Source organism: Verrucomicrobiia bacterium, assembly GCA_036268055.1.
In the GTDB taxonomy this organism is placed as follows: domain Bacteria; phylum Verrucomicrobiota; class Verrucomicrobiia; order Limisphaerales; family Pedosphaeraceae; genus DATAUW01.
Map to the genome: position 1 here is coordinate 209,312 of DATAUW010000017.1, position 24,408 is coordinate 233,719.

Annotated in this window: 21 protein-coding genes and 1 tRNA gene; 11 read left to right on the top strand and 11 right to left on the bottom strand. The window is 54.5% G+C overall.

What is annotated here, in order from left to right:
* Positions 1-25 precede the first annotated feature (25 nt).
* The 3 genes from VH413_10925 to VH413_10935 all read left to right on the top strand — a co-directional run bounded on the left by VH413_10925 (position 26) and on the right by VH413_10935 (position 4,890).
* Positions 26-1,858: a pseudouridine synthase gene (locus tag VH413_10925; GenBank protein ID HEX3799204.1), complete on the top strand. Its 1,833-nt coding sequence runs from the start codon at positions 26-28 to the stop codon at positions 1,856-1,858.
* An 8-nt stretch (positions 1,859-1,866) separates the two neighbouring features.
* Entirely contained in the window at positions 1,867-2,574 is a 708-nt protein-coding gene (pyrF, locus tag VH413_10930) for an orotidine-5'-phosphate decarboxylase (GenBank protein ID HEX3799205.1), read from the top strand.
* A gap of 153 nt (positions 2,575-2,727) precedes the next feature.
* Positions 2,728-4,890 (top strand): thioredoxin domain-containing protein, encoded by a 2,163-nt coding sequence (locus VH413_10935; GenBank protein HEX3799206.1) that lies wholly within the window; start codon positions 2,728-2,730, stop codon positions 4,888-4,890.
* 256 nt (positions 4,891-5,146) lie between these two features.
* On the opposite strand, the gene VH413_10940 is transcribed toward VH413_10935, so the two are convergent.
* From VH413_10940 to VH413_10965, 6 genes are all read right to left on the bottom strand, one after another.
* Positions 5,147-5,566, bottom strand: coding sequence for an Rrf2 family transcriptional regulator (locus VH413_10940; GenBank protein HEX3799207.1), 420 nt, complete (start codon positions 5,564-5,566; stop codon positions 5,147-5,149).
* A gap of 37 nt (positions 5,567-5,603) precedes the next feature.
* Entirely contained in the window at positions 5,604-6,374 is a 771-nt protein-coding gene (locus VH413_10945) for an RluA family pseudouridine synthase (protein HEX3799208.1), read from the bottom strand.
* 168 nt (positions 6,375-6,542) lie between these two features.
* Positions 6,543-7,226, bottom strand: a complete 684-nt coding sequence (locus VH413_10950; GenBank protein ID HEX3799209.1) for a DUF4956 domain-containing protein — start codon at positions 7,224-7,226, stop codon at positions 6,543-6,545.
* An 18-nt stretch (positions 7,227-7,244) separates the two neighbouring features.
* Entirely contained in the window at positions 7,245-8,201 is a 957-nt protein-coding gene (locus VH413_10955) for a polyphosphate polymerase domain-containing protein (protein HEX3799210.1), read from the bottom strand.
* Positions 8,198-9,637 carry a TolC family protein gene (locus tag VH413_10960; protein ID HEX3799211.1) on the bottom strand — a complete coding sequence of 480 codons (1,440 nt, stop codon included), beginning with the start codon at positions 9,635-9,637 and terminating at the stop codon, positions 8,198-8,200. Before VH413_10960 ends, VH413_10955 begins: the two co-directional genes overlap by 4 nt.
* Positions 9,634-10,818 carry a biotin/lipoyl-binding protein gene (locus VH413_10965; protein ID HEX3799212.1) on the bottom strand — a complete coding sequence of 395 codons (1,185 nt, stop codon included), beginning with the start codon at positions 10,816-10,818 and terminating at the stop codon, positions 9,634-9,636. Before VH413_10965 ends, VH413_10960 begins: the two co-directional genes overlap by 4 nt.
* A 702-nt stretch (positions 10,819-11,520) precedes the next feature.
* Here VH413_10965 and VH413_10970 point away from each other — a divergent pair.
* Positions 11,521-11,916: a cupin domain-containing protein gene (locus VH413_10970; protein HEX3799213.1), complete on the top strand. Its 396-nt coding sequence runs from the start codon at positions 11,521-11,523 to the stop codon at positions 11,914-11,916.
* A 25-nt stretch (positions 11,917-11,941) separates the two neighbouring features.
* Positions 11,942-12,397 (top strand): SRPBCC domain-containing protein, encoded by a 456-nt coding sequence (locus VH413_10975; protein HEX3799214.1) that lies wholly within the window; start codon positions 11,942-11,944, stop codon positions 12,395-12,397.
* A 148-nt stretch (positions 12,398-12,545) separates the two neighbouring features.
* Here the strand turns inward: VH413_10975 and VH413_10980 are convergent, their stop codons facing one another.
* From VH413_10980 to VH413_10995, 4 genes are all read right to left on the bottom strand, one after another.
* Positions 12,546-13,313 carry an immunoglobulin-like domain-containing protein gene (locus VH413_10980; protein HEX3799215.1) on the bottom strand — a complete coding sequence of 256 codons (768 nt, stop codon included), beginning with the start codon at positions 13,311-13,313 and terminating at the stop codon, positions 12,546-12,548.
* Between the two features lie 645 nt (positions 13,314-13,958).
* Entirely contained in the window at positions 13,959-14,129 is a 171-nt protein-coding gene (locus VH413_10985; protein ID HEX3799216.1) for a hypothetical protein, read from the bottom strand.
* 283 nt (positions 14,130-14,412) lie between these two features.
* The gene (locus VH413_10990; protein HEX3799217.1) at positions 14,413-17,394 is read right to left on the bottom strand and encodes a leucine-rich repeat protein; all 2,982 of its coding nucleotides are present in this window, start codon (positions 17,392-17,394) and stop codon (positions 14,413-14,415) included.
* A gap of 48 nt (positions 17,395-17,442) precedes the next feature.
* Positions 17,443-17,516 (bottom strand) — tRNA-Gly (locus VH413_10995).
* 280 nt (positions 17,517-17,796) lie between these two features.
* On the opposite strand from VH413_10995, the gene VH413_11000 reads away from it, so the two are divergent.
* The 5 genes from VH413_11000 to VH413_11020 all read left to right on the top strand — a co-directional run bounded on the left by VH413_11000 (position 17,797) and on the right by VH413_11020 (position 23,142).
* Positions 17,797-19,104 carry a Gfo/Idh/MocA family oxidoreductase gene (locus VH413_11000; protein HEX3799218.1) on the top strand — a complete coding sequence of 436 codons (1,308 nt, stop codon included), beginning with the start codon at positions 17,797-17,799 and terminating at the stop codon, positions 19,102-19,104.
* An 8-nt stretch (positions 19,105-19,112) separates the two neighbouring features.
* Entirely contained in the window at positions 19,113-20,051 is a 939-nt protein-coding gene (locus VH413_11005; protein HEX3799219.1) for a TIM barrel protein, read from the top strand.
* A gap of 86 nt (positions 20,052-20,137) precedes the next feature.
* A complete protein-coding gene (locus tag VH413_11010) occupies positions 20,138-20,569 on the top strand; it encodes a response regulator (GenBank protein HEX3799220.1) in 432 nt (143 codons plus the stop codon).
* 547 nt (positions 20,570-21,116) lie between these two features.
* Complete coding sequence (locus VH413_11015) at positions 21,117-21,455, top strand: P-II family nitrogen regulator (GenBank protein ID HEX3799221.1); 339 nt, start codon at positions 21,117-21,119, stop codon at positions 21,453-21,455.
* Between the two features lie 100 nt (positions 21,456-21,555).
* Complete coding sequence (locus tag VH413_11020) at positions 21,556-23,142, top strand: ammonium transporter (GenBank protein ID HEX3799222.1); 1,587 nt, start codon at positions 21,556-21,558, stop codon at positions 23,140-23,142.
* A 74-nt stretch (positions 23,143-23,216) separates the two neighbouring features.
* On the opposite strand, the gene VH413_11025 is transcribed toward VH413_11020, so the two are convergent.
* Positions 23,217-23,645 carry a thioesterase family protein gene (locus VH413_11025; GenBank protein ID HEX3799223.1) on the bottom strand — a complete coding sequence of 143 codons (429 nt, stop codon included), beginning with the start codon at positions 23,643-23,645 and terminating at the stop codon, positions 23,217-23,219.
* Positions 23,646-24,000: 355 nt separating this feature from the next.
* On the opposite strand from VH413_11025, the gene VH413_11030 reads away from it, so the two are divergent.
* The gene (locus VH413_11030) at positions 24,001-24,408 is read left to right on the top strand and encodes an Hsp20/alpha crystallin family protein (GenBank protein HEX3799224.1); all 408 of its coding nucleotides are present in this window, start codon (positions 24,001-24,003) and stop codon (positions 24,406-24,408) included.

Below are 24,408 nucleotides of genomic sequence, written 5' to 3' on the forward strand. Positions count from 1 at the left end.
GCTGAAATCGCCGACGAAGAATTTAATGCCGACATACAGCAACATTGCCGCTTATAAATTTGCGCCGCTGATGGAACTGCGTCCGTTGCGCGCGCGACTCCTGGCGCTTTGCCGCGAGTGGAATTTGCGGGGAACGATTTTGTTGAGCCCGGAAGGCATCAATCTTTTTGCCGCGGGCGAGCCGGATAAAATCGAGTTGCTGCTCGTCGAACTGCGAAATATTCCCGGTCTGGAAACCTTGCAGCCAAAGATAAGCGCGAGCGATCATCAGCCGTTCAATCGCATGCTCGTGCGGCTCAAAAAGGAAATCATCGCATTCGGCGTCGAGGGCATTGACCCGTCGCGGCGCACCTCGCCAAAACTTTCCGCGAGCACACTCAAGCAATGGCTCGATGAAGGCCGGCCCGTCACGCTGCTCGACACCCGCAACGACTACGAGGTGAAGCTGGGCACTTTTAAAAATGCGCTGCCCATCGGCATTGATCATTTTCGCGATTTTCCGGCGGCGGTTGCCAAGTTGCCGTTCGCGATGAAGGAGCAGCCCATCGTCATGTTTTGCACGGGCGGAATTCGTTGCGAAAAGGCGGGGCCGTTCATGGAGCGCGAAGGTTTTAAAAATATTTTCCAGCTCGACGGTGGCATCCTGAAATATTTTGAGGAATGTGGCGGCACGCATTACGACGGTGAATGTTTTGTCTTTGATCAGCGCGTGGGCGTGGACCCGATGTTGCATGAAACCGATTCCACGCAATGTTTTCAATGTCTCACGCCGCTCAATGCCGCGGATCAAAAAGATTCGCGTTACATCGCGGGAAAATCCTGTCCCTATTGCGCGAAAACGACTGCCGAGGAGGACGCTCTCAAACTCGCACATCGCCACGAATTGATTCGCCGGGCGGTGACGCCGCTGCCCGGAAGCGTGGCGTACGATAACTATCGCCCGCTCACCGTGCCGCCGTATTGCGATGGTTTTACCGTCATCGAATTCTTGTGCGCGATTCTCTCGCATGTGCCGCGAGAAAATTGGGACGCACTTTGCGCGCAGGAATTGGTGGTGGATCATGCGTTGCAACCGGTCGCAGCTTCGCATCGTGTCCACGCGGGCGAACGCTATGCGCGCAAGGAGCCGGACAATGTCGAACCCGGCGTCAATGCGAATATCCAAATCCTCCACGAGGACGAGGCTTTGATTGTGGTGAACAAACCCGCGCCACTGCCGATGCACGCGGGCGGACGCTTCAATCGCAACTCGCTCGAATATATTTTGCATCGCGCGTATCATCCGCAAAAACCGCGCGCGGCGCATCGCCTTGATGCCAATACCAGCGGCGTGCTGCTCGTCACGCGGACGCGCCATTTTGCCGCCGGGTTGCAACCGCAATTCGCGCGCGGTGAAGTTGAAAAAGTTTATCTCGTGCGCGCGCAAGGTTCGCCGGAGAGCGACGCATTTTTTTGTGATGCGCCCATCAGTGACGAACCCGGCGCGGTCGGCACGCGCACGGTGGATGTTGAAACGGGTTTGCCCGCGCGGACGGAATTTCGGGTTTTGCATCGCCATGCAGACGGCACGACGTTGCTTGAAGCCCGGCCGCTTACCGGTCGCACAAACCAAATCCGCGTGCATCTCTGGCAGATGGGCATGCCGGTGTGCGGCGATCCGGTTTACTTGCGCGACAAAAAAATCGGCACGACGCAAACGCTGGGTGTGAACGATCCGCCGTTGTGTTTGCATGCGTGGCGAATTTCATTTGTCCATCCGCTGCATCAAAAGCGCACGGAATTTACCGCGCCGCCACCGGATTGGGTAGGAGTGGAATTAGTTGGCCAAGACTTGCCGGGTGTCGAAATTCGGTTTTAATAGCGGCGATGCAAAATCCGATCATTGTTGCGCTGGACGTGCCTGATGCAAAAACCGCGCTGGCACTCGCGACTGAAGTGGCGCCGGCGGTGGGAGCGTTTAAAATTGGCAGCGAACTTTTCACGAGCGCGGGGCCGGACATCGTTCGCTGTATTCGCAAAACGGGCGCCTCGGTTTTTCTCGATCTCAAGTTTCACGACATTCCAAATACCGTAGCCAAAGCCGTTGCCTCCACCACGCGATTGGATGTGCAGATGCTGACGATTCACACTTGTGGCGGTTCGGAAATGATGCGCGTGGCCGAGGAATCCGCGCAAAAGACCGCGCGCGAAATGGGACGGACTCCGCCGCTCGTTCTGGGTGTCACCGTCTTGACGAGCATGGACGATGCGAATCTTGGCGAGGTTGGCGTGGGCGCGAAAATGGTGGAGCAGGTCGGACGGCTTGCAAGTCTCGCCGCGAAATTCGGCATTCGCGGACTCGTGTGTTCGCCGCTGGAAATTTCCACGTTGCGAAAAATCATTCCGGCCACGATGCAGTTGGTGACGCCGGGGATTCGCAGCGCGAATGCGAAGGCGGATGATCAAAAGCGCACGCTGAGTCCGAAAGAGGCGTTGGCGGCGGGCGCGAATTGGCTGGTGATCGGGCGTCCGATTTATGCGGCGGAAAATCCGCACAAGGCGGCGGAGGAGATTTTGGCTTCGTTGAAAGCATAATTAAATGATGTGGTCGGCGCAAAAGAGAATTCGCCGGCGGCAATCTTTTCTTGAGTTGCTGCGAGTCATAGACTCGCGATCCGTTGGGATGGAGTTTGCTTTGCGTGGTTGGCGGAGGTGGGTTACCGTGTGCGCGTGACCATCAAGCGCGGGATGATTTTTGGATTAGGCGCGCTCGCGCTGGCGTTGGCCGCGTGGAAATTAACACCGAACAAATCTCAGACTGATTTTATTGTGACGAATCCTATTTCATCCGAAACCGCGACGACGCATTCGCATACAAACCGGCTCGCGCGCGAGAAATCGCCTTACTTGCTGCAGCATCAATATAATCCGGTGGATTGGTATCCGTGGGGCGAGGAGGCGTTCGCAAAGGCGCGCGCGGAAAACAAACCGATTTTCCTGAGCATCGGTTATTCGACCTGCCATTGGTGTCATGTGATGGAGCGCGAATCGTTCGAGAAGGACGACGTGGCGCGCTATCTCAACGAGCATTTTGTCAGCATCAAAGTGGATCGCGAGGAGCGGCCGGACGTGGACAAGATTTACATGACGTTCGTGCAATCCACGACTGGCAGCGGCGGCTGGCCGTTGAATTGTTTTCTTACACCCGATCTGAAACCGTTTTTCGGCGGCACTTATTTTCCGCCGGAGAATAAATATGGCCGACCCAGCTTCATGCAGATGCTCGCGCAAATCGTGAAGCTTTGGGAAACGAAGCATGGCGCGGTCGCCGATTCGGCGAACGATTTGCACGCGCGGCTCGAAGCGATGACTGAAAAAACGGCGGTCGAAGGCATCGCGCTCGATGCGTCCGTGTTGACGAATGCGGCGGCGCAATTCAAGCAGACTTTCGATCCGCGCAATGGCGGTTTTGGCGGTGCGCCGAAATTTCCACAACCGAGCCAGCCGTCATTCTTATTGCGCGAAGGCACGCGCACGGGCGATGACGACGCCGTGCGCATGGTGCTTCAGACTTGCGATCGCATGGCGGCGGGCGGCATTTACGATCAGTTGGGCGGCGGGTTTTCGCGTTACTCGGTGGATGCCGAATGGCTTGTGCCGCATTTCGAGAAGATGCTTTATGACAATGCCCAGTTGGTGAATCTGTATCTCGATGCGTATCTCGTGAGCGGCGAAACGCGCTACGCCGACACGGCGCGCGACATTATTCGTTACGTATTGCGCGACATGACGCATCCCGGTGGTGGATTTTATTCAGCGGAAGACGCGGACAGCGAAGGCAAGGAAGGAAAATTTTATTGCTGGACGCGAACCGAGCTGTCGCACCTGCTGACGCCGGAAGAATTCAACGTGGCGGTGCGCTACTTCGGCGTGACCGAGCAGGGAAATTTTGTGGATCACAGCGACCCTCAACCGCTGCCGAATCAAAATGTGTTGAGTATTGTTGAGCCGAATTTGCCGAAGGCGGATGAACCGTTGTTACAGGCCGCTAAGGAAAAAATGTTTGCGGCTCGCAGCAAACGGGTGCGACCGCATCTCGACGACAAGGTGCTGGCGTCGTGGAACGGGCTGATGTTAAGCGCACTGGCGCAGGCGTACGCGGTGCTTGGCGATGAAATATATCGCGCGGCGGCGGAAAAAAATCTCGCGTTCATCCAGGCAAAATTATGGGATGCAAAAACGGGAACGCTTTATCATCGCTGGCGCGACGGCGAACGGGACTCGGTGCAGTTGCAACCGGCATACGCATTTTTGCTGGCGGGCGTGCTGGATTTGTATGAGGCAACGCTGGACCCAAAGCAGCTTGATTTTGCGATCGCTTTGGCGGATGGGATGATGGCGCGCTTTTATGACCAGCAGGACGGCGGTTTCTGGCAGAGTCCGAATGACGCGCCGGATTTGATCTTGCGCGTGAAGGACGATTACGATGGCGCGGAGCCCTCGGGCAATTCCGTCGCCACGCTCGCGCTATTCAAGCTCGCGGCGATCACCGACCGCGCGGATTACCGGCATGCGGCGGAGAGCGGTTTGAAATTGGACGCGGAACGGTTGCAAAAATTTCCCCAAGCTGTGCCGTATATGTTGATGGCGCTGGATTTTTCGCTCGAAGAACCGAAGCGCGTCGTGATCGCGGGAGATGCTGGCCACGCGGATGCGAAAACTTTATTGCGCGCGGCGCATTCGGTTTATCAACCGGGCAAGGTCGTGCTGGGAACGAGTGGGGCAGTGGAGGCGTTTGCGAAGACCTTGCCAGCGGCCAATGGCGCGGTGTTCTATTTGTGCATTGGCACGGCGTGTCAGCCGCCGACCAGCGATGTGGCGCGAGTGAAAGAAATGTTGAAGAAGAATTAATCAGCGCGCCTCTAGGGCAGGTGATTGGGATGCTTGCAGACTATGAGTGACTGAAATAGTTTGACGCTATGGGGATTATCCTGATGATGGCGCGCTTGAGCGTCATGGGATTCATCAGGGTATGACAAGCCGCGCGAAACTAAATTGGCTGGGGATAATCATCGGGATAGCCGTGGCGGCGATCATCGGGACGCTTCTGTATTTTCTGAACCAGTCGAACCGCGTTTTGTAAATCGCAATCTTTTCCTGCCGAGCCTCAGATATAATACATCTTTTCCTTGTCGGCGCTTTCGTCGAGCAGGTTTTGAAAGGTGATGGCACCGGCGGAGGCATCGAGCGCGGCCTGAAGTTTTTTCCACGCGGCGCGGAGTTCGGGCGGGCAATGCGGATCAGCAAGCGCGGGTGAATCAAACACCTCGCCATGCACGCAGCGCAGCACATCGGCCATAGTGATTTCCGCGGGCGCGCGAGCCAGCAGGTAACCGCCTTCTTTTCCGCGTAAACTTTTCACGATCTGCTGCGACTTCAATTCGATCAGAATCTGCACCAGATAATTTTGCGGGATGCCTTCCTGCACCGCGAGGTCTTCGACGCGCACGGATTCGCCGGAGGCGTAGTGGCGCGCGAGGCCGATGACAGCGCGCGCGGCGTAATCGCTCTTGGCGGAGAGTTTCATTCAGGAAAATTTAACAGGCTTTGCGGGGATTGCCAGTTTATCGGGGTGAATACTTAGTTGGATCGAAGCCGTATTCGCGGAGGAAATTTTCGACCGGCGCCTGGATGTAAATCGGGCGTTTTTGAAATGGATCGGGGTAGGAAAGTTTCACGGCGCGCAAGGCGAGGCGTTGGCGGCCCTTTGATTCGGCGGCGGCGTCCGTGCCGTAGAGCGGATCGCCGACGATGGGATGGGTCGCGGCGGCGAGATGCACGCGGATCTGGTGGGTGCGTCCGGTGGTGGGACGCGCTTCGACGAGCGCGGTGTCTTTCAAGGTTTGCAAAACTTTGAAATGGGTTTCGGCGTCCTTCTCGTCTTCCGAAGGCGTGGCGCTGGGCTTCTTGATTGCGCGCATGCGGCCTTTGGTCGCGGGATCGGCGATGAGCGGGAAGCGGCAGACCCATTCGGGCGCTTGCGGAAGGCCATGCACGACGGCGAGATATTTTTTCTCGACCTTGCGCTCTTCAAAAAGCTCACTATAGGCGCGAAGTGCGCCGGGACTTTTCGCGAAGAGGGTAATGCCAGTGGTCTCGGCGTCGAGGCGATGGATGAAGCGGAGAAATCTCAGGTTGCGCGAGTGCGCCCAAAAATCGCCGGCGTTGATGGAGGAGTGCAGCGCGAGTTGGAGATTGCGGCCGGTGCGGTCCCACGAGTCCGGCGCGAGCATCCAGCCGGCGGGTTTGTCGAGCGCGAGGATGGCGCGGTCTTCGTATAAAATCGGGATGATGATTTCACCTTCATTGAGTTCGACATTTTTGGGCTTGGCCACGAGGTGAGGATACTATGATTTTTGCGGATGGCGAGAGCCGTATGAATCTTGACCACCATCGGGGGCGAATCGGAATTGTTCAACCGGTGAGCGGAGTTTAGTCACGGCTCGCGAGTACGTTCGCCCTCCCATTGGAATTCGGCGGTCGTAGACCGCCGCTACAGTACATCACAATTCCACTGTGGTGCGCTGGAGCAGAAGGTTCGGTTCGGTCAGGTCGGGAATTTTGCGGAGGCCCTGGACGACGTCGAGTTGGTAGGACGGATCGAGCAAGCGGACTTGATAGCAGCATTCGACCAAGTCGCCCTGGCCGACTTCACGCACGGCGATCAGTGAGAAGGTCGCGCAGGTCGCGCGCAGAACATTTTTTACCTTGTCGTCGGCGCTGAACTTCGCGGGCACGACGTAACGGAGGAGCGCTTCATGGGCGCGGCGCGAGGCAAAAGGCGACCAGTGAAGCAGCAACACGGCGAGGCTGATGGTAAAGGTGCTGATGATCGCCACTCCGAAAGCGGCGGCGCCACAGGCGATGCCGACACCCATGCAGGCATATAGAAAAACCATGTCGCGCGGGTCGCGGACGGGGGTTCGGAAACGCACGATGGCCAGCGAACCAAGGATGCCGAGTCCGCGAGCAAAGCTATCGCCCACGGCCATGATGACCATGCTCACGATCATGCTGCTGAGCACCATCGTATGAATAAAGGAGCGCGAGTAGGAAATGCTTTGGAAGGTCCAGCGGTAAACCGTGGCAAGCACGCTGGCCAAAAGAAACGGCACCAGCAGCGCAAGAAAGATCTGTTCCGCGTCCAGCCAGCGCGTGCTGCCGTAGATTGAAAGAAAGTCATCCATCGAAAAAAATCGGTTGGTTTACAAATAGCGTAGGTAGTCCACTTCGTATTCCGGCGTCCACGGGGTGGACCGGAAAATGGACTCGGCCCAGATCGCGTTGCTGAATTTGCAATGGCCCTGCCGGGTAAGATTGAGGTCCTGGACCATATTACGCATCCACCTGGGCACGTCCGACAGCGTCTTCAATTCCAGGATCACACCGGAGAAATTATATTCCTGATCGTGGCGGCGGGTTTGGTCGAGGGTTTTATCCAGGCTGCGCCAGGTGCCGTTGCGGCCCCAGCAATCCCACGCGTAGGTTTGCTGGTACTGAAGCTTGCGGTCGAAGGTGACGCGCGAGTAGTGATCGTTTTTGCCGAAGTAACTTTCGCGCGCGTAACGGATGAGCATGATGGGACGCGCCCCGATCTGTTTGGTCAGCCGTAAAAATTGGAAAAAATTCTCGGACTCCTTGCTGGTCTTGAAATGGACGCCCTTGATGGTTTCGCCGCTGAACAGATGCTCGCCCCAGCATTCAAAGGGAATTTCTGAACGATACTTGACGACGGTGGTCCGAAACTTGGCTTTCACTTCCATGAAAACGGGAGCGCTGCCGATGGGTTCGTAAGTGCGCACCCGGAGTTTGAAGCGATCAATAAAATCCCAGAGCTTGGCGTAATGAAGGGCGAGGTTGGGCGAGTCCAACTGCAAGGTCGTGATGGTGTATTCCGAATTCTCATTGGCGCAATGGGGATCCATCTCGCAGTGGGGCCGGATGTATTCCCGAATGCTGGGAACGAGCGCGGGCGGAATGACGTATTTAAGCTCATAGCGGCCGGCGTATTCCTCCGCCGACTCGCTCTCTTCCTGGGTGGCAGGCGGAGGGATGGGAAGCGGCGGACGCGAAAATTGCACGGGTACGATCACGCCTTCCGCAGGAACTGATAATGGCGCCAGCAAGTCTTCTTCCCGAGATTTGTAAGGTTTTTCGATCACATCTTTCTATTATCGGCATTTAACGCCACAGCTAGAGGGGCTCCGACGACACGTTCCAGGTTTAATTGCGCAAGTTGATAGAGCCAGCGCGCTTCCAAATCGAGGCGCAACGACTCAACGATCTGCGCCTCCGTGCCGGCCACCTGGGCAGGCATCACGTTTGGGGTGCGCTTGAGCAGTTCGAGAGTTTGCCGCATTTCGGCGAGGAGCGGTGCGACTTCACTTTGATTGCGCTTCTGGCGAACACGCTGCGCCTCGACTTCCTCCAAGGCGTCGCGAATTTCGTGGCGAACCACTTGCACGATGTTGGATTCATTCACCGCCGCCAAGTGAGACTGGGCAAGTTGTACGGTGTCGGCCTTATTGACCGTCCAAGTGAACAACGGCACGTTGACCTCGATCGCCACCCACCATTCGCTGGCGGGCTCGCGATGCACGGCGCTGACGTTCTTAATCCACGGGACGCGGACATTGCGCGCTTCGTCATAATCAGACTTCGCAGCCAGCGCCCGCCAATGCAGCGCGGCGACATCGTTGCGATATTGCATGGCGGTCTGTTGCATCGGGCCGGGCATAAGGCCGGATTCGGGAAGCGGTGCGGGTGAAGGGACATTCGTCGTGAGTTGCAAAGACGTCGAGTTCAGGTCAAGCAAAGCGGCCAGTTCCCGCCGCGCGAATTGCCAATGATAACGCGCCTGATCCATGTCGTGTTGTGCCTGAAGCTGATGCTGCACGGCGGTGACGATTTCCGAAGCGGTGGCCGCGCCCTGGCCTTCGCGCGCGCGGGCATCGTCGAGGATCAAGCCGTTTTGATGCGCGAGTTCCACTGTGAAGTCTACGTCCTGGGACAAATATTGAATCTCGGCAAACAGACGGCGCACGTCGTTTTCGACCAGCCATTGGGCGGCGTGAAGATCGGCGAGCGCGGCTTGAAAATCGGCGGTCCTCGCGCTGACGCGCGGCACGATCAGGAAAGGATTGGGAATGGGCAGGCGTCCGCCAAAGCGTTTTTCGCCGTCGAGATTGGACTGGTTTCCTGCGCCGTCAAACTCGTCATCAATATTGCCCCAGGTAACGATGGCTTCCGGGTCTTGAAGATCTGTGGCAGAAGCTTTGCGTTGTTTCGCCACAGTAACGGCGGCGCGAAGCGCTTTGATTTGCGGACTGCAAGCGGTCGCGCGGTCAATCGCGGCTTCGACCGATAGGGGAGCGAGCGGCGCATCCGGCGTTGCCGCGAGTTGAGCATTTGTTTGCGCCGCCGAAAAGGTAATGGGCTGTGGTGCGGGCGAGGGTGATTGAGACGACGGGGGCGTTGCCGGTTGGGTGGCGCAACCCGCGAGCAACAGGGCGCCAGCCACGCCCAGTTTATTCAACGGCCACGCTGGTCTCGTGGCGCGGGAAAAATTGTGTTGAGGATTGGCCTGCTCCTGAGTCATAACCGAAAAAAAGTCAGGCCGCGTTTGGTTTTGCCCCACCAATCGTTATCCATCCGGATTTCGACTTTTTCGCCGGGCATGATGTCCGAGGGGCCTTCGGTTTGGAAAACGATTTTCTGCGAGCGCATGCTGGCTCCCAGCGGGGCCGAGATGGGACTGATCTGGACGGGCATGGGATTGATCTCGGGCACGACATTTGCCACGCGCACTTTCACGGCCGGACGCCCGGCGCGAAACGCGTAACCTTGATCGTCAATCTTTACGCGGCCCAGGCGGATTTCCGGCAGGTAACCGATGACGAGGTCGCTCTTGGAAATAACGGTCATCACGCTATCGCCCGCCTTGGCGACAACGCCGGGGAAGAGCGCGATGTCCGAGACGACGCCATCGGTTTCCGCACGGAGAGTGTAAGTGTCTTTTTCGAGGCGGCGCATTTGGACGACGGCTTCCAAAATTTTGGCTTCGGCCACGGCTTTATCCGCGATGGCTTTCGTGACGTCATCGTCCGGGCTGAGGCGCAAAGTTTTCTGAAGATCGGCGCGATGCTTGCGTTGATCGTCGAGCGCTTTTTGGTCGCGGGCGATCTGCGCGGGATAAGCGGCCACCGCTTTTTCGATGTCGGCGATTTCGGGGCGCAAGGCGTCGGCTAATTGTTCAGGGATAAGGTTCGATTTGAAAAGTTTGTCGCGTTCGGCCTGGATGGAATGCAACTGCTCCAGCCGGGCGATGGAGCTTTCCATCTGGTTCGTTTCCAATTCAATTCCGTGCTGGGACTTGAGGATTTCATCGTCAACGGCGGTGACCATGGAGAGCATCTGGCCCTGATAACCGGCCATCGTGTTTTGCGCGGTGGCCATGGTTGCCTCCGCTTCGGCGAGTTGAACGTCAATGAGCGTGGTATCGAGTTGCGCGAGCGGCTGGCCTTTGGTAACGCGGCTGCCGATCTGGACGAAGATCTGTTTTACGCGCGCGGCTTCGAGCGGCGCGACCTGGTGCTGGATGACCTGGGCGGTGGCGGTGATGATGCCGTATTGAATCGTCCGCACATAAAGCACTATGCAAATGAGCGTCAGGCCCAGCCACGAAAAGATCGGCCAATTAATGGCCAGCCGCCGCAAATGCCACCGCTGGACGCGGCGCGATCCCATGAGACTAAGAATGTCATCGTTTTCTTTTCTCATGGCCGGGGTAAACTCCGCGGGTGCGGTTGGGCGGAAGTGATTAAGGTGAAGCGGGGACGATTCGATTGAAATCGCCGGCAAAAAAATGGAAGTATCAAGCTCAAGATTGAATTAGAAAATTAGTCCGCAGGATTCTGCCTCAATGGCAAAAAAGAAATGGATATGGATGCAGTTCGATTTGCATTGCCATCGTACGGTTCTATCCTTTGACCGATGGGCGCTGACAAACGGTGCACCAAAACTTTTTTACTTCCTCGTAACAATTTCTTCACTTTCTTGTAACAAACAACTGTGGAACAAGAGGTAGCCTAGGTCGCTCTAATCAAAAATTCAACTTAAATCTTGGTTTTTGGGACAAGCAAGGCAAAGAGAGGTCAGATATTCATACAAAAAAGAAAGCACAAGGAACCAACGCATCAACTCATTGGCCGGGTTGTTTCATAAAACGCACGAATTATCGGTGAATATGAGTGGAAACTCACGCTGGCTTTCCGGCAGGCCCAGCGGTATTAATGCTGTTTTCTGACATTGAGATAAGTTTTAGGACAATCGGATGGGTCATTTTGCCATTTTATTGACCTTTATTTTGGACTTATCTCCAGGCTCATATAGAGGTTCTTTCGTCCTGTGAGACTTGGTTTGTCTGCTATCGGAGCAGTGGGCGGTTGCGCCGCCCGGCAAAAGGTGAAAAGATTCATTATTATGGAAATCAAAAGAGTTGGCTCTCAGGCATCCGGCAAAGGGCCGGGTGATTGGTTTACCGGCACGGTGCGGATTGATCCGCTGTTTCAGGCGGGCGCACCGGGGCGCGTGGTGGGGGCGAATGTGACGTTCGAGCCCGGCGCGCGAACGGCGTGGCATACGCATCCGCTGGGGCAGACGCTGATTGTGACGGCGGGTTGCGGACGCGTGCAGCGCGAGGGCGGGCCGATCGAGAAGATTTATCCCGGCGACGTGGTTTCCTTTTCGCCGGGCGAAAAACATTGGCACGGCGCATCGCCAACCACGGCCATGACACACATCGCCATTCAGGAACAACTCGACGGTAAGGCGGTGGATTGGATGGAGAAAGTCAGTGATGAACAATACCAAGCCTGAAAAGTTCCGGCGCAGATCATAAATTATGGAGCCGAAATTCTCGCGCACTCGAAACACCTTTTCAATGGTGTGCCGGGTGGAGATCGGCATCCGCGCAAAAGCCGAGACGATTTGGAAGCTCCTCACCGATGCGGAGGGTTTTCCACGTTGGAATTCGACGGTCACGCGGATTGAAGGAATCATTCGCGAAGGCGGAAAGCTGCGAATTCATGTTCCCGGTACTGACCGTACATTCACGCCAACGGTTTCAGCGGTTGTGCCCAATGAACGGATGACCTGGAGTGGCGGATTCGCGCCACTTTTCAAGGGCGTGCGCACCTTTGTGCTGAAGCCGGGCGAAGATAGTTCGACCACTTTCGTGATGGAGGAGCGGTTCTCCGGTTTGATTTTTGCGCTCGCTAAAAATGCGATGCCTGACTTTGGCCCGATTTTTGAACGGTACGCCAGCGATTTGAAGCAGGAGGCAGAACGGGCTGGCTGATTTCACTCGCAAGTTAAGTACGAATGATCTTATCAGGTTGAAGCGCGCATCCGCACACTGTCCGAATATAATAGGCTGAGCTGCTGCCTGGAATCGCCTGGTCTCAATGACGGCATAACAATGTACAATGTAGCCGTGGCTGAAAAATTTATGGATACCGCAGGCGATAGTAGCGTTGCGGCTGGCTCAGCGCGTTCGTGTCGGTGAAAAGATAGCGCGGGGTGGCGGGGCCCAGCGGTTGCCACGTGGTGAGGTTCGTGCTGTATTCCGCCGTGTAAGCGCCGAGAATTGAGTTTGAGAGTGAGAATTCCACGTTGGTGCCGCCGAGGCCGGCCATATTCGTAATCATGAGCCACGGGCTATTCGTCACGTAGTTCGCATACACGGCGTCGAGTTCGGCCCGGCTTACGACGCCGTCATTGTCCGTGTCGCCGGGAATGCCTGAAGTCGGCAGGATTACGGCCACAGAGCGCTGCGCCATACCGGTATTGCCACTCGAATCCGTGGCGCTATAGGTTATGGTATAAAGGCCAGAACGATTCAGATTTACTGTGCTGTTGGTGGTGATGGGATAACTTCCCTGACTGCAAGCATCGAACACCGTTGCGCCGGGGTCCACCAGCGTCGAGGAAAGATTGGTGATAATCATGATGTTGGATCCCAGCAAAGTGATGACAGGCGGAAGCGTGTCCTCGACGACAACGGAGCGGGAGAGGCTGCCCACGTCACCGAGAGAATTGGTGATGCTGTAAATGACTTGATAATTGCCGGTCACATTGGCGTTGACGCCATTGGCGGTTGCGTGCAGCGGCGTGGTCAAGTTGTTGGGAACAAAAAGACTCCCTCCCCATTGAACAATCGTCCCGTCACTTTTCAACGCCAGACTCTGATTTCCTCCCCCGGCAACGGCCACCACATTGCTCAACCCGGCGGGAATGGTGACTTGGCCAGAGCCGTTTTGTCCCCATCCGACGACGGTTCCGTTACTCTTTAAGGCGAAACCATGATACTCTCCCGCAGCAAATGGCCATCACGTTATTATTCAAGGCGGGAGGAACGACAATCTGGCCAAGGTTATTGGTTCCCCACCTGAAAACCGTCCCACAGTGCCGTGGGCTTTAGTGGTTCGTGGCCCGAATCAAGAAATGCCAAAGCTGCGCACGAACGCTCTCCGTTTTTTTGCTGATAAGTCAACAAAATTAGGGGTTTAGCCCATTAAGGGTGAGCCGGAGAGTGAAGTGGGTGAAGGGTGAATATCAACGAATGTGCGACGGTATTACAAGCTCGGGGGATCGCGGCGCGCAAAACGAAAAGCTTATCTTGGAAAACTTATCGCGGTGGGTTTGGGGGAGAAGTGGGATGGTGAGGGATCGTTCCTTCATCTAACTTGACCCGCGCTCGGTTGTTTAAGAGCAGTGTCAAAATGCGCGGCTTTCTTCATATGCTGCCGTAAACAATGAATCGATTTCAATGGCCGTTGATATGGCCATTGAAATCAATGCTCTGGCTGGCGCGACACGCGCTGGGCTATAGTAGTTCCAGCTTGTGTCTCCGCTATTAACTACTTGGTTTGTTGGGTATCCGTAGTAGTGGTAGTCGTGGTGGGACTATGATAGGTGGTGGTTTGATCGGTGGTGGTGGTCGTGCTCGTGGTCTTGGGCGCGTCACTCGAGCAGGCGGAGAGAGACACGAGGGCAGCGACGATGAAGCATGGAATCATGAATTTTTTCATAATAGGAATGGAGTTATGGTTGTTGTTTGTAAGGTGGATTTGTTCGTGAAGAAGCTACAATGGGAGATTACGGCAGTTTTTTGAGTTGTCAAATTGCAGACGCCTTTTTGAATTTGTTGAGTTGCACCTCGCGGGAAGGCGGATTTTATTGCCGGGAGGAAAGTGGAGGGGTGAAGAAATCGAACCCTCGTGAAAATTCAATGGAAACGAGACATAAAATGGGACAAAACCGCGCGGTCATACAGGACTGACTCTTTCACTTTACCTTGCAATGCGGTTTGATTTACTCCGCACGCGCGCGGAAAAACAAAAGGCCATCATCGGTATTCACGGGCTGCGAAACATCAATAAAACCCCCGGCAAGCATGTTGGTGTTTATTGGTTGCCACGTCGAGGCGTTCAAATTCGACGAACTTTCAACAATGACGGAAAGATTCGTTGCCCATGAAATGCGAAAACCTATTGTTTTATTTTGGCTATTCCAAGACACACTTTTGCTCAATATTATTGGGTATGGGAGCGTCCACAAAGATGTTGATAAACCGGCAAATGAGGGCGCCCATCCAGCGGTGCCGGGCAAATAATAAATGGTGGCTGAATCACGTGAAAAACCTGAACCAAATATCAAAGTGCCAATACTTGGGGCATTCCCGCCAAAATATACGGATTGTAAAGCAGGGCAGTCTGCAAATGCAGAACTATTTATAAAATTCAAGCTGTTTGGAAGTGTGATACTTGTAATTTTCGTACAGTCCTGAAATGCACTTATACCAATAGATCTGACTGTATTCGGTAAATTGACGGTGGTGATATTGGTGCAGCCCTCGAACGCGCCAGGCCCGATCGAAATGCAACCGTACGGAATTGTATAGGAGTTCGCGCTGTTTCCGGGAGGATATTCGGTCAAACTGAGAGGAGCACGGGCAAAAAGCACCCCATTAATGCTTATATAAATCGGATTGTTTACGTTGACGTTAATTGCGTCCAGATTATAGCAATATGCAAAAGCGCTCGTTCCTATATTCGTAACTGAACTTCCGATGACTACGTTGGAAAGGCTTGATCCTGAAAATGGATCATTTCCTGCAAATGCCAGAGATCCAATGCTGGTGATTCCATTTTGAAGGTTTATGGCGTTTAAGTTGCAGCCTTGGAATGCGCTTGCTCCAATGCTGCAATTTGTGGTGCCAAAAGTCACATTAGACAATCCTGAGTCCTCCCAGAAGGCAAAAGGACCTATGTTGGTCACACTTCGGGGAATAACAACATTGGTAAGCGCTGGGCAACTTTCGAATGCATTGCTATTAATATCAAGCAGTTCTTGTCCCAAATGTATGTATGACAAGCTCGAGCAACCCAAAAAAGCTTCAGAACCAATAGAGGTGACCGAATCGGCGATGGTTAGTTGTCGTAAATTGCTACAAGCATAAAAGGCGCTTTCGCCAATTTGTAATACGGAATTAACTATATTTATATTTGTCAAGCCAGAGCAGCCATCAAATGCCTGATCTCCGATATTTGTCACGCCGTACGGAAGCGATACATCTGTCAGATTCTTACAGTATAAAAAAGCTGCCGGACCTATTATTACCACCGTCGGCGGGATAGTATAACTTCCCGATAGACCAGCAGGATATTGCAATAGAGTGGACTGGCTCCTGTCGAGCAGCACTCCATTTAGGCTGCTATAAGAGAGGTTGGCGGCATCTACAGTTATATTAAGCAGCGTTGGACACGAGAGCGCATATTGCCCAATAGACATCACACTCTTAGAAATAAAAATATTCGTAAGGAAATAACAATTATAGAAAGCTTCAATTCCTATGCTCGTCACATTTGTGCCGAATTGTATGCTGCTCAAGTCGGTTTGAAAGAATGCGTACATTCCTATGTTGGTTATGCTGTCTGGCAATATTATACTCGCAAGTCCAGTCTCTGAAAACGCGCTGTCCGCGATAGTTTGCAGCCCGTTTGGCAACACAACATTTGTTAACATATAGCACGATTGGAATGTGCCAGATCCCAGGTTGGTAAGATCATGTGGAAGAATAATTGATGTCAAATAAGAGCAGTTCTGAAACGCATGTTCACCGATACTGACAATACTAGTTGGCAAAAGCATCTGGGAAAATTGCCCTCCAACAAATGCATTTGACTCAATGCTGGATACAGGTAAACCATTAATAGTTGAAGGAATGGTTGCCAATGTGTTTGTCCCCGTGTACCCAGTTATAACAATTCCCCCATTGTTTGTTGTGAACGCAAATGGGATAACATTAACAGTGAGTGTGGCTGCCGAGCTTAACACGGCACCAACCGCATTACTTACAACCACTGAGTATGCGCCATTATTGGAGACGGAGGCGCTAGGAATAGTGTAACTTGATGAGGTCGCTCCTTGTATCGCTAAAGAACCATAATACCACTGGTAGTTAAGCGTGCCTGCACCCGAAGCGGCGACAGTAAAATTGGCCGAACTGCCGCCCATTATTGACACACTTTGTGGAGGGGTAGTGATCGAGGGCGGCGCTATCGTGGAAGCATAGACGTGTGCATTTGGGTTGGCGGTACTCGTAGTGCCAGTGTCGGAAAAGACCACCACAACATTTGCGTTGTTATCACTCAATCTGTAGGAAACTCCGGAAATGGCGCCGCCATCAGCCGCTTGTGGTTCTGCGTAAAATCCACCCAAATCTACCTGCCCTTGAGATGCATTGACGGTTGCTGGTTGATTATCGCTGGCTGTTCGAACAGCCGTATTCACAACCGACACTAATGCTGGATACGACGCGGTGGCGGAGGCGGCGCTGACCTGCAGGTAATATGTCTGGGCAGCAGTCACTCCAAATGTAAAACTCCCGCTTTGATTAAACGGACCATTTACGTTGTAGGTGGCTTCTTTTATTATTGACTTAGAAGAGTCCAGAATTTCAGCCCGCCCATAAACAGTCGAAATTGTTCCGTCGGTCGTGTACGTACCAACGGATAGCGTATAGCTTACAGTTGCTGTTCCACTTTCTGGTGCACCAAAGCTGACTTCATCAGGTACCGATTGACTAATTGGGGAAAACGCGCTGATTTGCTCCGACCCCTGCGTTTGGCTTGTCCAAGTTTCGGTTCCCGTACCAACAGCGAGCCAAGAAAATGCCTGGTTCGGGTACAGTGGGTATCCCGTTGGTTGTGCGCGAAGTGATTGAAAGGCCGCTAATGCTAACGCCAATACAATCGAGGCTGTAAATGTAAATCGGAGGGGTCTAATCTTCATTATTTGCCGTTCCAATTATTGCACTTTTCTCAAGTCATTGACTATCAATGGAGCGGGTGAAGGGAATCGAACCCTCGTCTCAGCCTTGGGAAGGCCACATTCTACCATTGAACCACACCCGCATTTGGCGCAGACAATGATTAACCGAGGCGGTCATCGCTGGCAATTCAAAAGTCGGCGGTCTTGTCGCTTGGGGATTATTGATGTGGGGGGACACAAAGATGTGGTTGGCGGGACGCCAGCCACTGCACGCGAGACGCGCGCGCTCCCGGGGAAAAGGAATGACTGTCGTCCGCAATTTTAAGAGCGCGTTTCTGGGTTCTTGACGCCGCCGCGCGCTGGTCTTATGACTTGTCGCAGGTGGATGTTGTGGACCAACTCAATTACTGACTTACTCATATCATGACTAACTCGGATTCTCGGCTTAACGTGGCGTCGCGGCGTGAATTTTTAAAATCTTCGGCGGTCATCGGCGGCGCTTTGATGGCGCCCGCGATTTTGCCGCGAAGTGTTTTTGGCGCGACGGATAATGTGTTGAAAATTGGCCTCATCGGTTGCGGCGGACGCGGCACGGGCGCGGCCGGCCAGGCGTTGAAGGCGGACAAGCAGGTGGTGTTGACGGCGATGGGAGACGTGTTCGAGGACAAAATCACGGAGCATCTCGCGGCGTTGAAGCACGCGGAGCCGGACCGGGTGCAGGTGGATGAAGCGCATCGGTTCGTGGGTTTGGATGCGTATCAAAAGGTGATTGATAGCGGCGTGGACGTGGTGATTCTCGCGACGCCGCCGGGCTTTCGTCCGCTGCATTTGAAATATGCCATTGCCGCGGGCAAGCATGTCTTTTGCGAAAAACCGGTGGCGACGGATGCGCCGGGGGTGCGTTCGGTTTTGGAAACGGTGGAGGAAGCGAAGCGCAAGAACCTCGCGCTGGTCGCGGGTTTTTGCTGGCGTTATAATCTGGCGGAGCGCGGATTGTTTGAGCGGATTCACGTGGGAGATATTGGCGACGTGCGGGTCGTCTATGGCACTTACTACGGCGGTCCGGTCAAGCCGATGCCGCCGGCGAGCGAGCGCAAGGCAGGCATGACGGATGTCGAATGGCAGTTGCGCAACTGGATGAATTTTTATTGGCTCTCGGGAGATAGCCTGGTCGAACAAGCCGTGCATGCGGTGGATTGGATGTGCTGGGCGATGAAAGATGTGCCGCCCCTCAAGGCCATCGGCGTCGGTGGCCGGCAGATTCCGGCGGAAGGCGGAAATATTTACGATCATTTCGAAATCAATTACGAATATGCCGAGGGCGCGCGGGGATTTATCGGTTCGCGCCAGCAAGCCGGTTGCGCGAATGACAACAGCGCCACGATTTTCGGCACGCAAGGCACGGGCCGCGAATTGGGTTTTCGCGCGGTGCCATTCATCAAGGGTAAAAACGATTGGAAATATCAGGGGCCGCGGCCAGATATGTATCAGATCGAGCACAACGAAATGTTTGCCTCCATTCGCGCGGGCAAACCGATCAACGACGGCGTGCGTCTCGCGCACAGCACGCTCACGGCCATCATGGGCCGCATGGCAGCTTACACGGGGCAGGAGATCACATGGGACATGGCGCTGAATTCCACGGAATCGTTCATGCCCGTAAATCTCGCGTGGGACATGCCGCTGACGGCCGTGCCGATGTCGCTGCCCGGGCAAACAAAATTCGTCTAACTCATTTCATGACACGCGCGCTTAATCGCCGAAATTTTTTGAAGCTCGGCGCAGGAATTTCCGCGGCTGCCGCACTAGGGCAAGCGACGTTGCTCGGCGAAGAGACAAATACTGCGCTCACATTCGCGGCAAAAAAGCCTCGGCTCAAGCGCGCGATTATGTTTGCGACGGTTCCCGGGAAAATGTCCGTCGCGGACAAATTCAAGATGATTCGCGATGCCGGGTTTGACGGCGTGGAGGCGATGAGCGGCATGGATCGTGACGAAGTTCTGCACGCACGCGATGCCGCCGGGCTTGAGATTCCCAGCGTGTGCGACTCCGTGCATTGGATGAAGACCTTGTCCGACCCGAACCCCACCGCGCGTGCAACCGGGCTTGAAGGGCTGGAGACCGCCTTGCAGGACAGCAAAACTTATGGCGGCAGTTCGGTGCTTTTGGTTCCAGCCGTCGTGAACAAACAAGTCAGTTACGCCGATGCCTATACGCGTTCGCAAGCCGAGATTCGCAAGGCCATTCCGCTGGCCGAAAAATTGGGCGTGAAGATCGCCATCGAAAATGTCTGGAACCAATTTTTACTGAGTCCACTTGAAGCTGCCCGTTACGTGGATGAATTGGGGGCCAGCGCGGTTGGCTGGCATTTCGACATCGGCAACGTCATTAACACCGGCTGGCCCGAGCAGTGGATTCGCATCCTCGGTTCGCGCATCCAAAAATTACACTTCAAGGAATTCAGCCGCAAGAAACGCGATGAGGAAGGCTTGTGGAAAGGTTTTCAAGTGGATTATCTCGAAGGCGACAACGATTGGCCCGCCATCATGCGCGCGCTGGATGAAATCAATTATCGCGGCTGGGCCATCGCCGAGCCCGCGTTCCATCCGCCGGGCCTGGATGACGCGGCATTCGTCCGACATGTCCGCGAAAAAATGGATCAAATTCTCGCGCTTTGATTTTTTTCGCGCGGATGTCAAAGGATAAACGGTGTTCGTCTTAATCTTCCATTAAGGTTGGCCCGCGTAACTTCGACGGATGACGAATGCTGTATCGCCCAGTGACGACCGGCAAACGCGCGCGCTGGATGATCGTGGATGACGATTGGGGCGTGCTGACACTTCTGCAAAAACTCGCCACCCGCGTGACCGATGCCGAGATTGAATGTTTCCGCGCCGCGCAGGACGCGCTTGCGGCGTTCGAGGCGCAGCCCAATGCGTTTTCGCTCGTGCTCACCGACCTCGACATGCCGGAGATGACGGGGTTGCAATTGTGCGCGCTGCTGCGGGCGATGTCGCCCAAATTGAAAGTATTGTTCGTGACCGCGAATGAATCGTTGAGCGGCGAAGCGGCTTTGCACAAAGGTTTCTGTGGAGTCATTAGAAAACCATTTTCCATTACCGAACTGGAAAGCGCGCTTGTGGCGGCGATGGAAAAGAAAAATTGCGGTTTGTCACCGGCGTTGGCGCCCGCGTGATAAAGATCACGAGCGCAATCACCAAGTCTTGTACGTGAGACGGGTATTCGATGGCGGTTGCTATCGGAATATTTCTTTTCGTTGCTTACGGGACTTCGGACGGCGGAGCAGCAGCTCCGCTCTACCAGCACTTAGATTGTCAGCCGTCCGAGCGGCTGACATTGAGGTTTTGGCGCTTTTCCGTCCTCTTTTCTTCTATTTTCCCATCATCCGCCTCGCATTAAAGCGGCATAAAAAATTACTCAATAAATATAAAATAGGAGTCATTTTTAGCTGATTAAAAAACAACAGCTTGTTCAAATTAACACAAGCTTGCCAGAAATCCCGAGGAGGCAATTTTCACCGAAGCCCCGCTAAATCCATTGGAAAATAAAGTGTTATAGCGGTGCGGGATATTTTTAATCCGGGTGGCACTGGTCGTGCTCAGACCGCTGCATGCGTTCAAAAGTTTTGATTATTTCTAAATGTCCCCTGCGGCCAGCCGCCGCAAATTTTTCCGACGCATCACCAATCCAACCCTAAACGAAAGCGAAATATCCCGACCCCTATGAAAAAAATCGAAGCCATTATAAAGCCATTCAAGCTGGATGAAGTGAAAGCAGCCTTGTCGGACATGGGCATCGCCGGCATGACCGTAACCGAAGTAAAAGGCTTTGGCCGGCAAAAAGGCCACACCGAAACCTACCGCGGCAGCGAATACGTGGTGGATTTCCTGCCCAAGATCAAACTCGAGGTCGTGGTGGACAACGACATCAGCGATTCGGTACTGGAGACGATCGCCAAGACCGCGCGCAGCGGGAAGATCGGCGATGGAAAAATTTTTGTCATGACCCTGGACGAAGTTGTGCGCATCCGCACCGGAGAGAAAGGCCCGAAAGCCCTTTAACCAAGCCCACCACCTGAGCACGAATACGAACCCATACAAAAATAACAGTTAAGGAAAAAAACGAATGAAAAAATATTCCCTGCAAAACTTTTTTAGGAAGATGCAAGACCCTGATCAGCGAAAGTATTTCTTCGCGATCTTCGGCGGCAAGCTGCTCGGCCTCGTCGCCCTCTTCATCACGATCGGCCTCATCACCATGTATCTCGGCGCTTCGGCCACCAAGGTCCATGCGCAGGATACCAACACGGCGACGAATGTCGTGGCGGCTGCGACGAATGCGGTGACTGATACGAACGCGGTGGCTGCCGCGGGAACGAATGCTCCGGCCGGCGCGCCCGCCACACCGCCGCCCGCGCCACCCGACCCGCCCTATTGCAGCCCCATCAATACGATGTGGGTACTGGTGACGGCGTTCCTCGTGTTCTTCATGCAAGCTGGCTTCATGTTTCTGGAAGCGGGCTTTGCGCGTGAACGCGAAACGGTGAATGTGCTGCTCGAAGGTATCGTGGATACGTGCCTTTGCGGTATTCTGTTCTACGCTTTCGGTTTCGCGTGGATGTTCGGTCATGGCAACGGTTACATCGGTCACGGCGATGCCGCCGGTCATGGCTGGTACTTCCTGCAAAATCTGCCGGACACTTATGAATCCACTGGTGTGGCCACGCTGGCTTATTTCCTGTTCCAATTCGCGTTCGCGGATACGTGCTCGACGATCACTTCCGGCGCCATGCTGGGCCGCACGGGTTTCTGGGGCGATCTTTGGTACAGCATCGGGGTCAGCGGTTTTTGCTATCCGATCTTCGGTCATTGGGCCTGGGGCCCGGACGGTTGGTTGAACACGATTCCTTTCTGGAAGACACCGTTCCATGATTTCGCCGGTTCCACGGTGGTGCATACCATCGGCGGCCAGATCGCACTCGTGGGCGCCATTGTTCTCGGACCTCGTATTGGTCGCAGATTCAAGCGCGACGGCGGCGGGCCCATGCCTTATCACAACATGACCATTGCGTCGGTCGGCGCGGTGATCCTGTGGTTCGGCTGGTACGGCTTCAATCCGGGCAGCACGCTCTCCGCGATGGACATCGTGGGCATCGGCCGCGTGGCGGTCAACACGACGCTTGCCGCGTGCTCCGGTGGTTTGGCGGCGTTGTTCTTCGTATATCCGCGCTCCAAGAAATGGGATTGCGGCGCGACGCTGAACGGTTTGCTCGCGGGTCTGGTGGCGATTACCTGTCCGTGTTATTGGGTTTCACCCACGGGCGCAATCATCCTGGGCGCGATCGCGGGCGTGATCGTGATTCTCGCGACGGACTTGCTCGAGTATCTGCGCATTGATGATCCCTGCGGCGCTTGGCCGGTGCATGGCGCTTGCGGCATCTGGGGAACTTTGAGCCTTGGGTTGTTTGCGACTGGCCAATTCGGCGCACCCACCACGACTGGCGCGGATAACTCCGCCGGAGCAGTGGTCAAAGGCTTGTTCTACGGCGGCGGCCCGGATCAGTTGGTCGCGCAGATCATCGGCAACTTCTCGATCGGCATCGGCGTAACGATTGCCGCGGTCATACTGATGTATGCGGTGAAAGCGACTGGCACACTGCGCGTGACCAAGGAAGGCGAAATCGAAGGCCTGGACTTGCACGAACATGGCGGCCCGGCTTATCCCGATACGCGTTCGACCTCGCACTAAGATAAGGTAATTAAAAGCAGATGCTGTGTGAGGGGCATCCTTCACACAGCATTTTGTTTTTAAATGAGAGTGCGCTAGGTTTTTGTTTTCTCCGAATGCACATATGGTTCGAGCAGCCCGGCCAATTCATCGGGAATGCGCCGGGGTTTTTCATTGGTTCCAGTGCAGGCGTGAATGGTTTCGGCTGTGATAATTTTTACGCCCGCCGCGTTGTGAATGACGGCGTTAAATTTCATGCACACGGGGCGGAGTTCGCCGAGCCAAAGTTCGACCGTGAGCAGGTCGTCGTAACGCGCGGGGGCGTGGTAGCGAAGGTGGCATTCGATCACTGGGAAAATAATTTCCTGCTCCTGCCATTGCAGCATTGGTGTGCCGAGATGCCGGAAAAATTCTCCGCGCGCCAATTCCAAAATATCCAGGTAACGCGAGTAATAGATGTGATTGCCGGCGGTGCATTCCGAGTAACTCACGCGATGGCGATATTTAAAAGTGGCCGTGACCATGCGGTGATTAATAAGGAGGATGGAAATTTTGTCGAGGCTCGTCCGTTGTAACCAGGCAAATCAGAAGTTGCGCCGGGATTGAAAGGTAGTATGTTGTTTTTGTGGATTGGCAAAAGATCGTTTCATTGGCAATCGTCGGAGTTACAGCCGGAATTTTGCTTTGGAGCAGATTTCGGCCGCGCAAGTTTAGTTTTCAAAAAGACACTCATTGCGGCTGCGCTTCGCCGAGCAAGTCATCGCCACAGAGCACGATGGTATTCCGCGCCCGCCGGGGCGAACGCCCGCAGATATTCATAAAAAAATAATCGCGCGCTTGCATATCTCCCAACCCTGAGCTACTTTCAAACTCCTAAACATGGCCATGTGCAAAGTCAGTACAACCGTGCATTTTTCGTCGCGACAATCCGTCGTTGGAGAACGTCCAGCCCATTGGGTTCCCAATACCGATATTTACGCCACCGATGAGGGACTGGTGATCAAGATGGAACTCGCGGGCATGCGCAGCGAAAACTTGCAGATCACCGTCGAGGGAAATCAACTGTGCATCAGCGGCCAGCGCCCGGACGGCTGCCGCGCGGCGAAGGTCAGTTTTCTCGCGATGGAGATCAATTACGGTCCTTTTGAAAATGTTTTGGAATTGCCCGCGGGCTATGATTTGACGCAGGCCAAGGCTTCTTATCTGAACGGGTTCCTGAGAATTGACGTACCCCACGCCGAAAAACCCACCTTGAAACGCACCAAGGTCGCGGTTACGGGAAAATAA

What these genes read in the sequence shown, in the direction of transcription:
- pyrF (HEX3799205.1), top strand. Translation starts at nt 1,867, where the DNA reads ATGCAAAATCCGATCATTGTTGCGCTGGACGTGCCTGATGCAAAAACC.
- VH413_10990 (HEX3799217.1), bottom strand. Translation starts at nt 17,394, where the DNA reads ATGAAGATTAGACCCCTCCGATTTACATTTACAGCCTCGATTGTATTG.
- VH413_10960 (HEX3799211.1), bottom strand. Translation starts at nt 9,637, where the DNA reads ATGACTCAGGAGCAGGCCAATCCTCAACACAATTTTTCCCGCGCCACG.
- VH413_10950 (HEX3799209.1), bottom strand. Translation starts at nt 7,226, where the DNA reads ATGGATGACTTTCTTTCAATCTACGGCAGCACGCGCTGGCTGGACGCG.
- VH413_11015 (HEX3799221.1), top strand. Translation starts at nt 21,117, where the DNA reads ATGAAAAAAATCGAAGCCATTATAAAGCCATTCAAGCTGGATGAAGTG.
- VH413_10965 (HEX3799212.1), bottom strand. Translation starts at nt 10,818, where the DNA reads ATGAGAAAAGAAAACGATGACATTCTTAGTCTCATGGGATCGCGCCGC.
- VH413_11005 (HEX3799219.1), top strand. Translation starts at nt 19,113, where the DNA reads ATGACACGCGCGCTTAATCGCCGAAATTTTTTGAAGCTCGGCGCAGGA.
- VH413_10935 (HEX3799206.1), top strand. Translation starts at nt 2,728, where the DNA reads ATGATTTTTGGATTAGGCGCGCTCGCGCTGGCGTTGGCCGCGTGGAAA.
- VH413_10940 (HEX3799207.1), bottom strand. Translation starts at nt 5,566, where the DNA reads ATGAAACTCTCCGCCAAGAGCGATTACGCCGCGCGCGCTGTCATCGGC.
- VH413_11010 (HEX3799220.1), top strand. Translation starts at nt 20,138, where the DNA reads ATGCTGTATCGCCCAGTGACGACCGGCAAACGCGCGCGCTGGATGATC.
- VH413_11030 (HEX3799224.1), top strand. Translation starts at nt 24,001, where the DNA reads ATGGCCATGTGCAAAGTCAGTACAACCGTGCATTTTTCGTCGCGACAA.
- VH413_11000 (HEX3799218.1), top strand. Translation starts at nt 17,797, where the DNA reads ATGACTAACTCGGATTCTCGGCTTAACGTGGCGTCGCGGCGTGAATTT.
- VH413_10975 (HEX3799214.1), top strand. Translation starts at nt 11,942, where the DNA reads ATGGAGCCGAAATTCTCGCGCACTCGAAACACCTTTTCAATGGTGTGC.
- VH413_10925 (HEX3799204.1), top strand. Translation starts at nt 26, where the DNA reads ATGCCGACATACAGCAACATTGCCGCTTATAAATTTGCGCCGCTGATG.
- VH413_11020 (HEX3799222.1), top strand. Translation starts at nt 21,556, where the DNA reads ATGCAAGACCCTGATCAGCGAAAGTATTTCTTCGCGATCTTCGGCGGC.
- VH413_10970 (HEX3799213.1), top strand. Translation starts at nt 11,521, where the DNA reads ATGGAAATCAAAAGAGTTGGCTCTCAGGCATCCGGCAAAGGGCCGGGT.
- VH413_11025 (HEX3799223.1), bottom strand. Translation starts at nt 23,645, where the DNA reads ATGGTCACGGCCACTTTTAAATATCGCCATCGCGTGAGTTACTCGGAA.
- VH413_10985 (HEX3799216.1), bottom strand. Translation starts at nt 14,129, where the DNA reads ATGAAAAAATTCATGATTCCATGCTTCATCGTCGCTGCCCTCGTGTCT.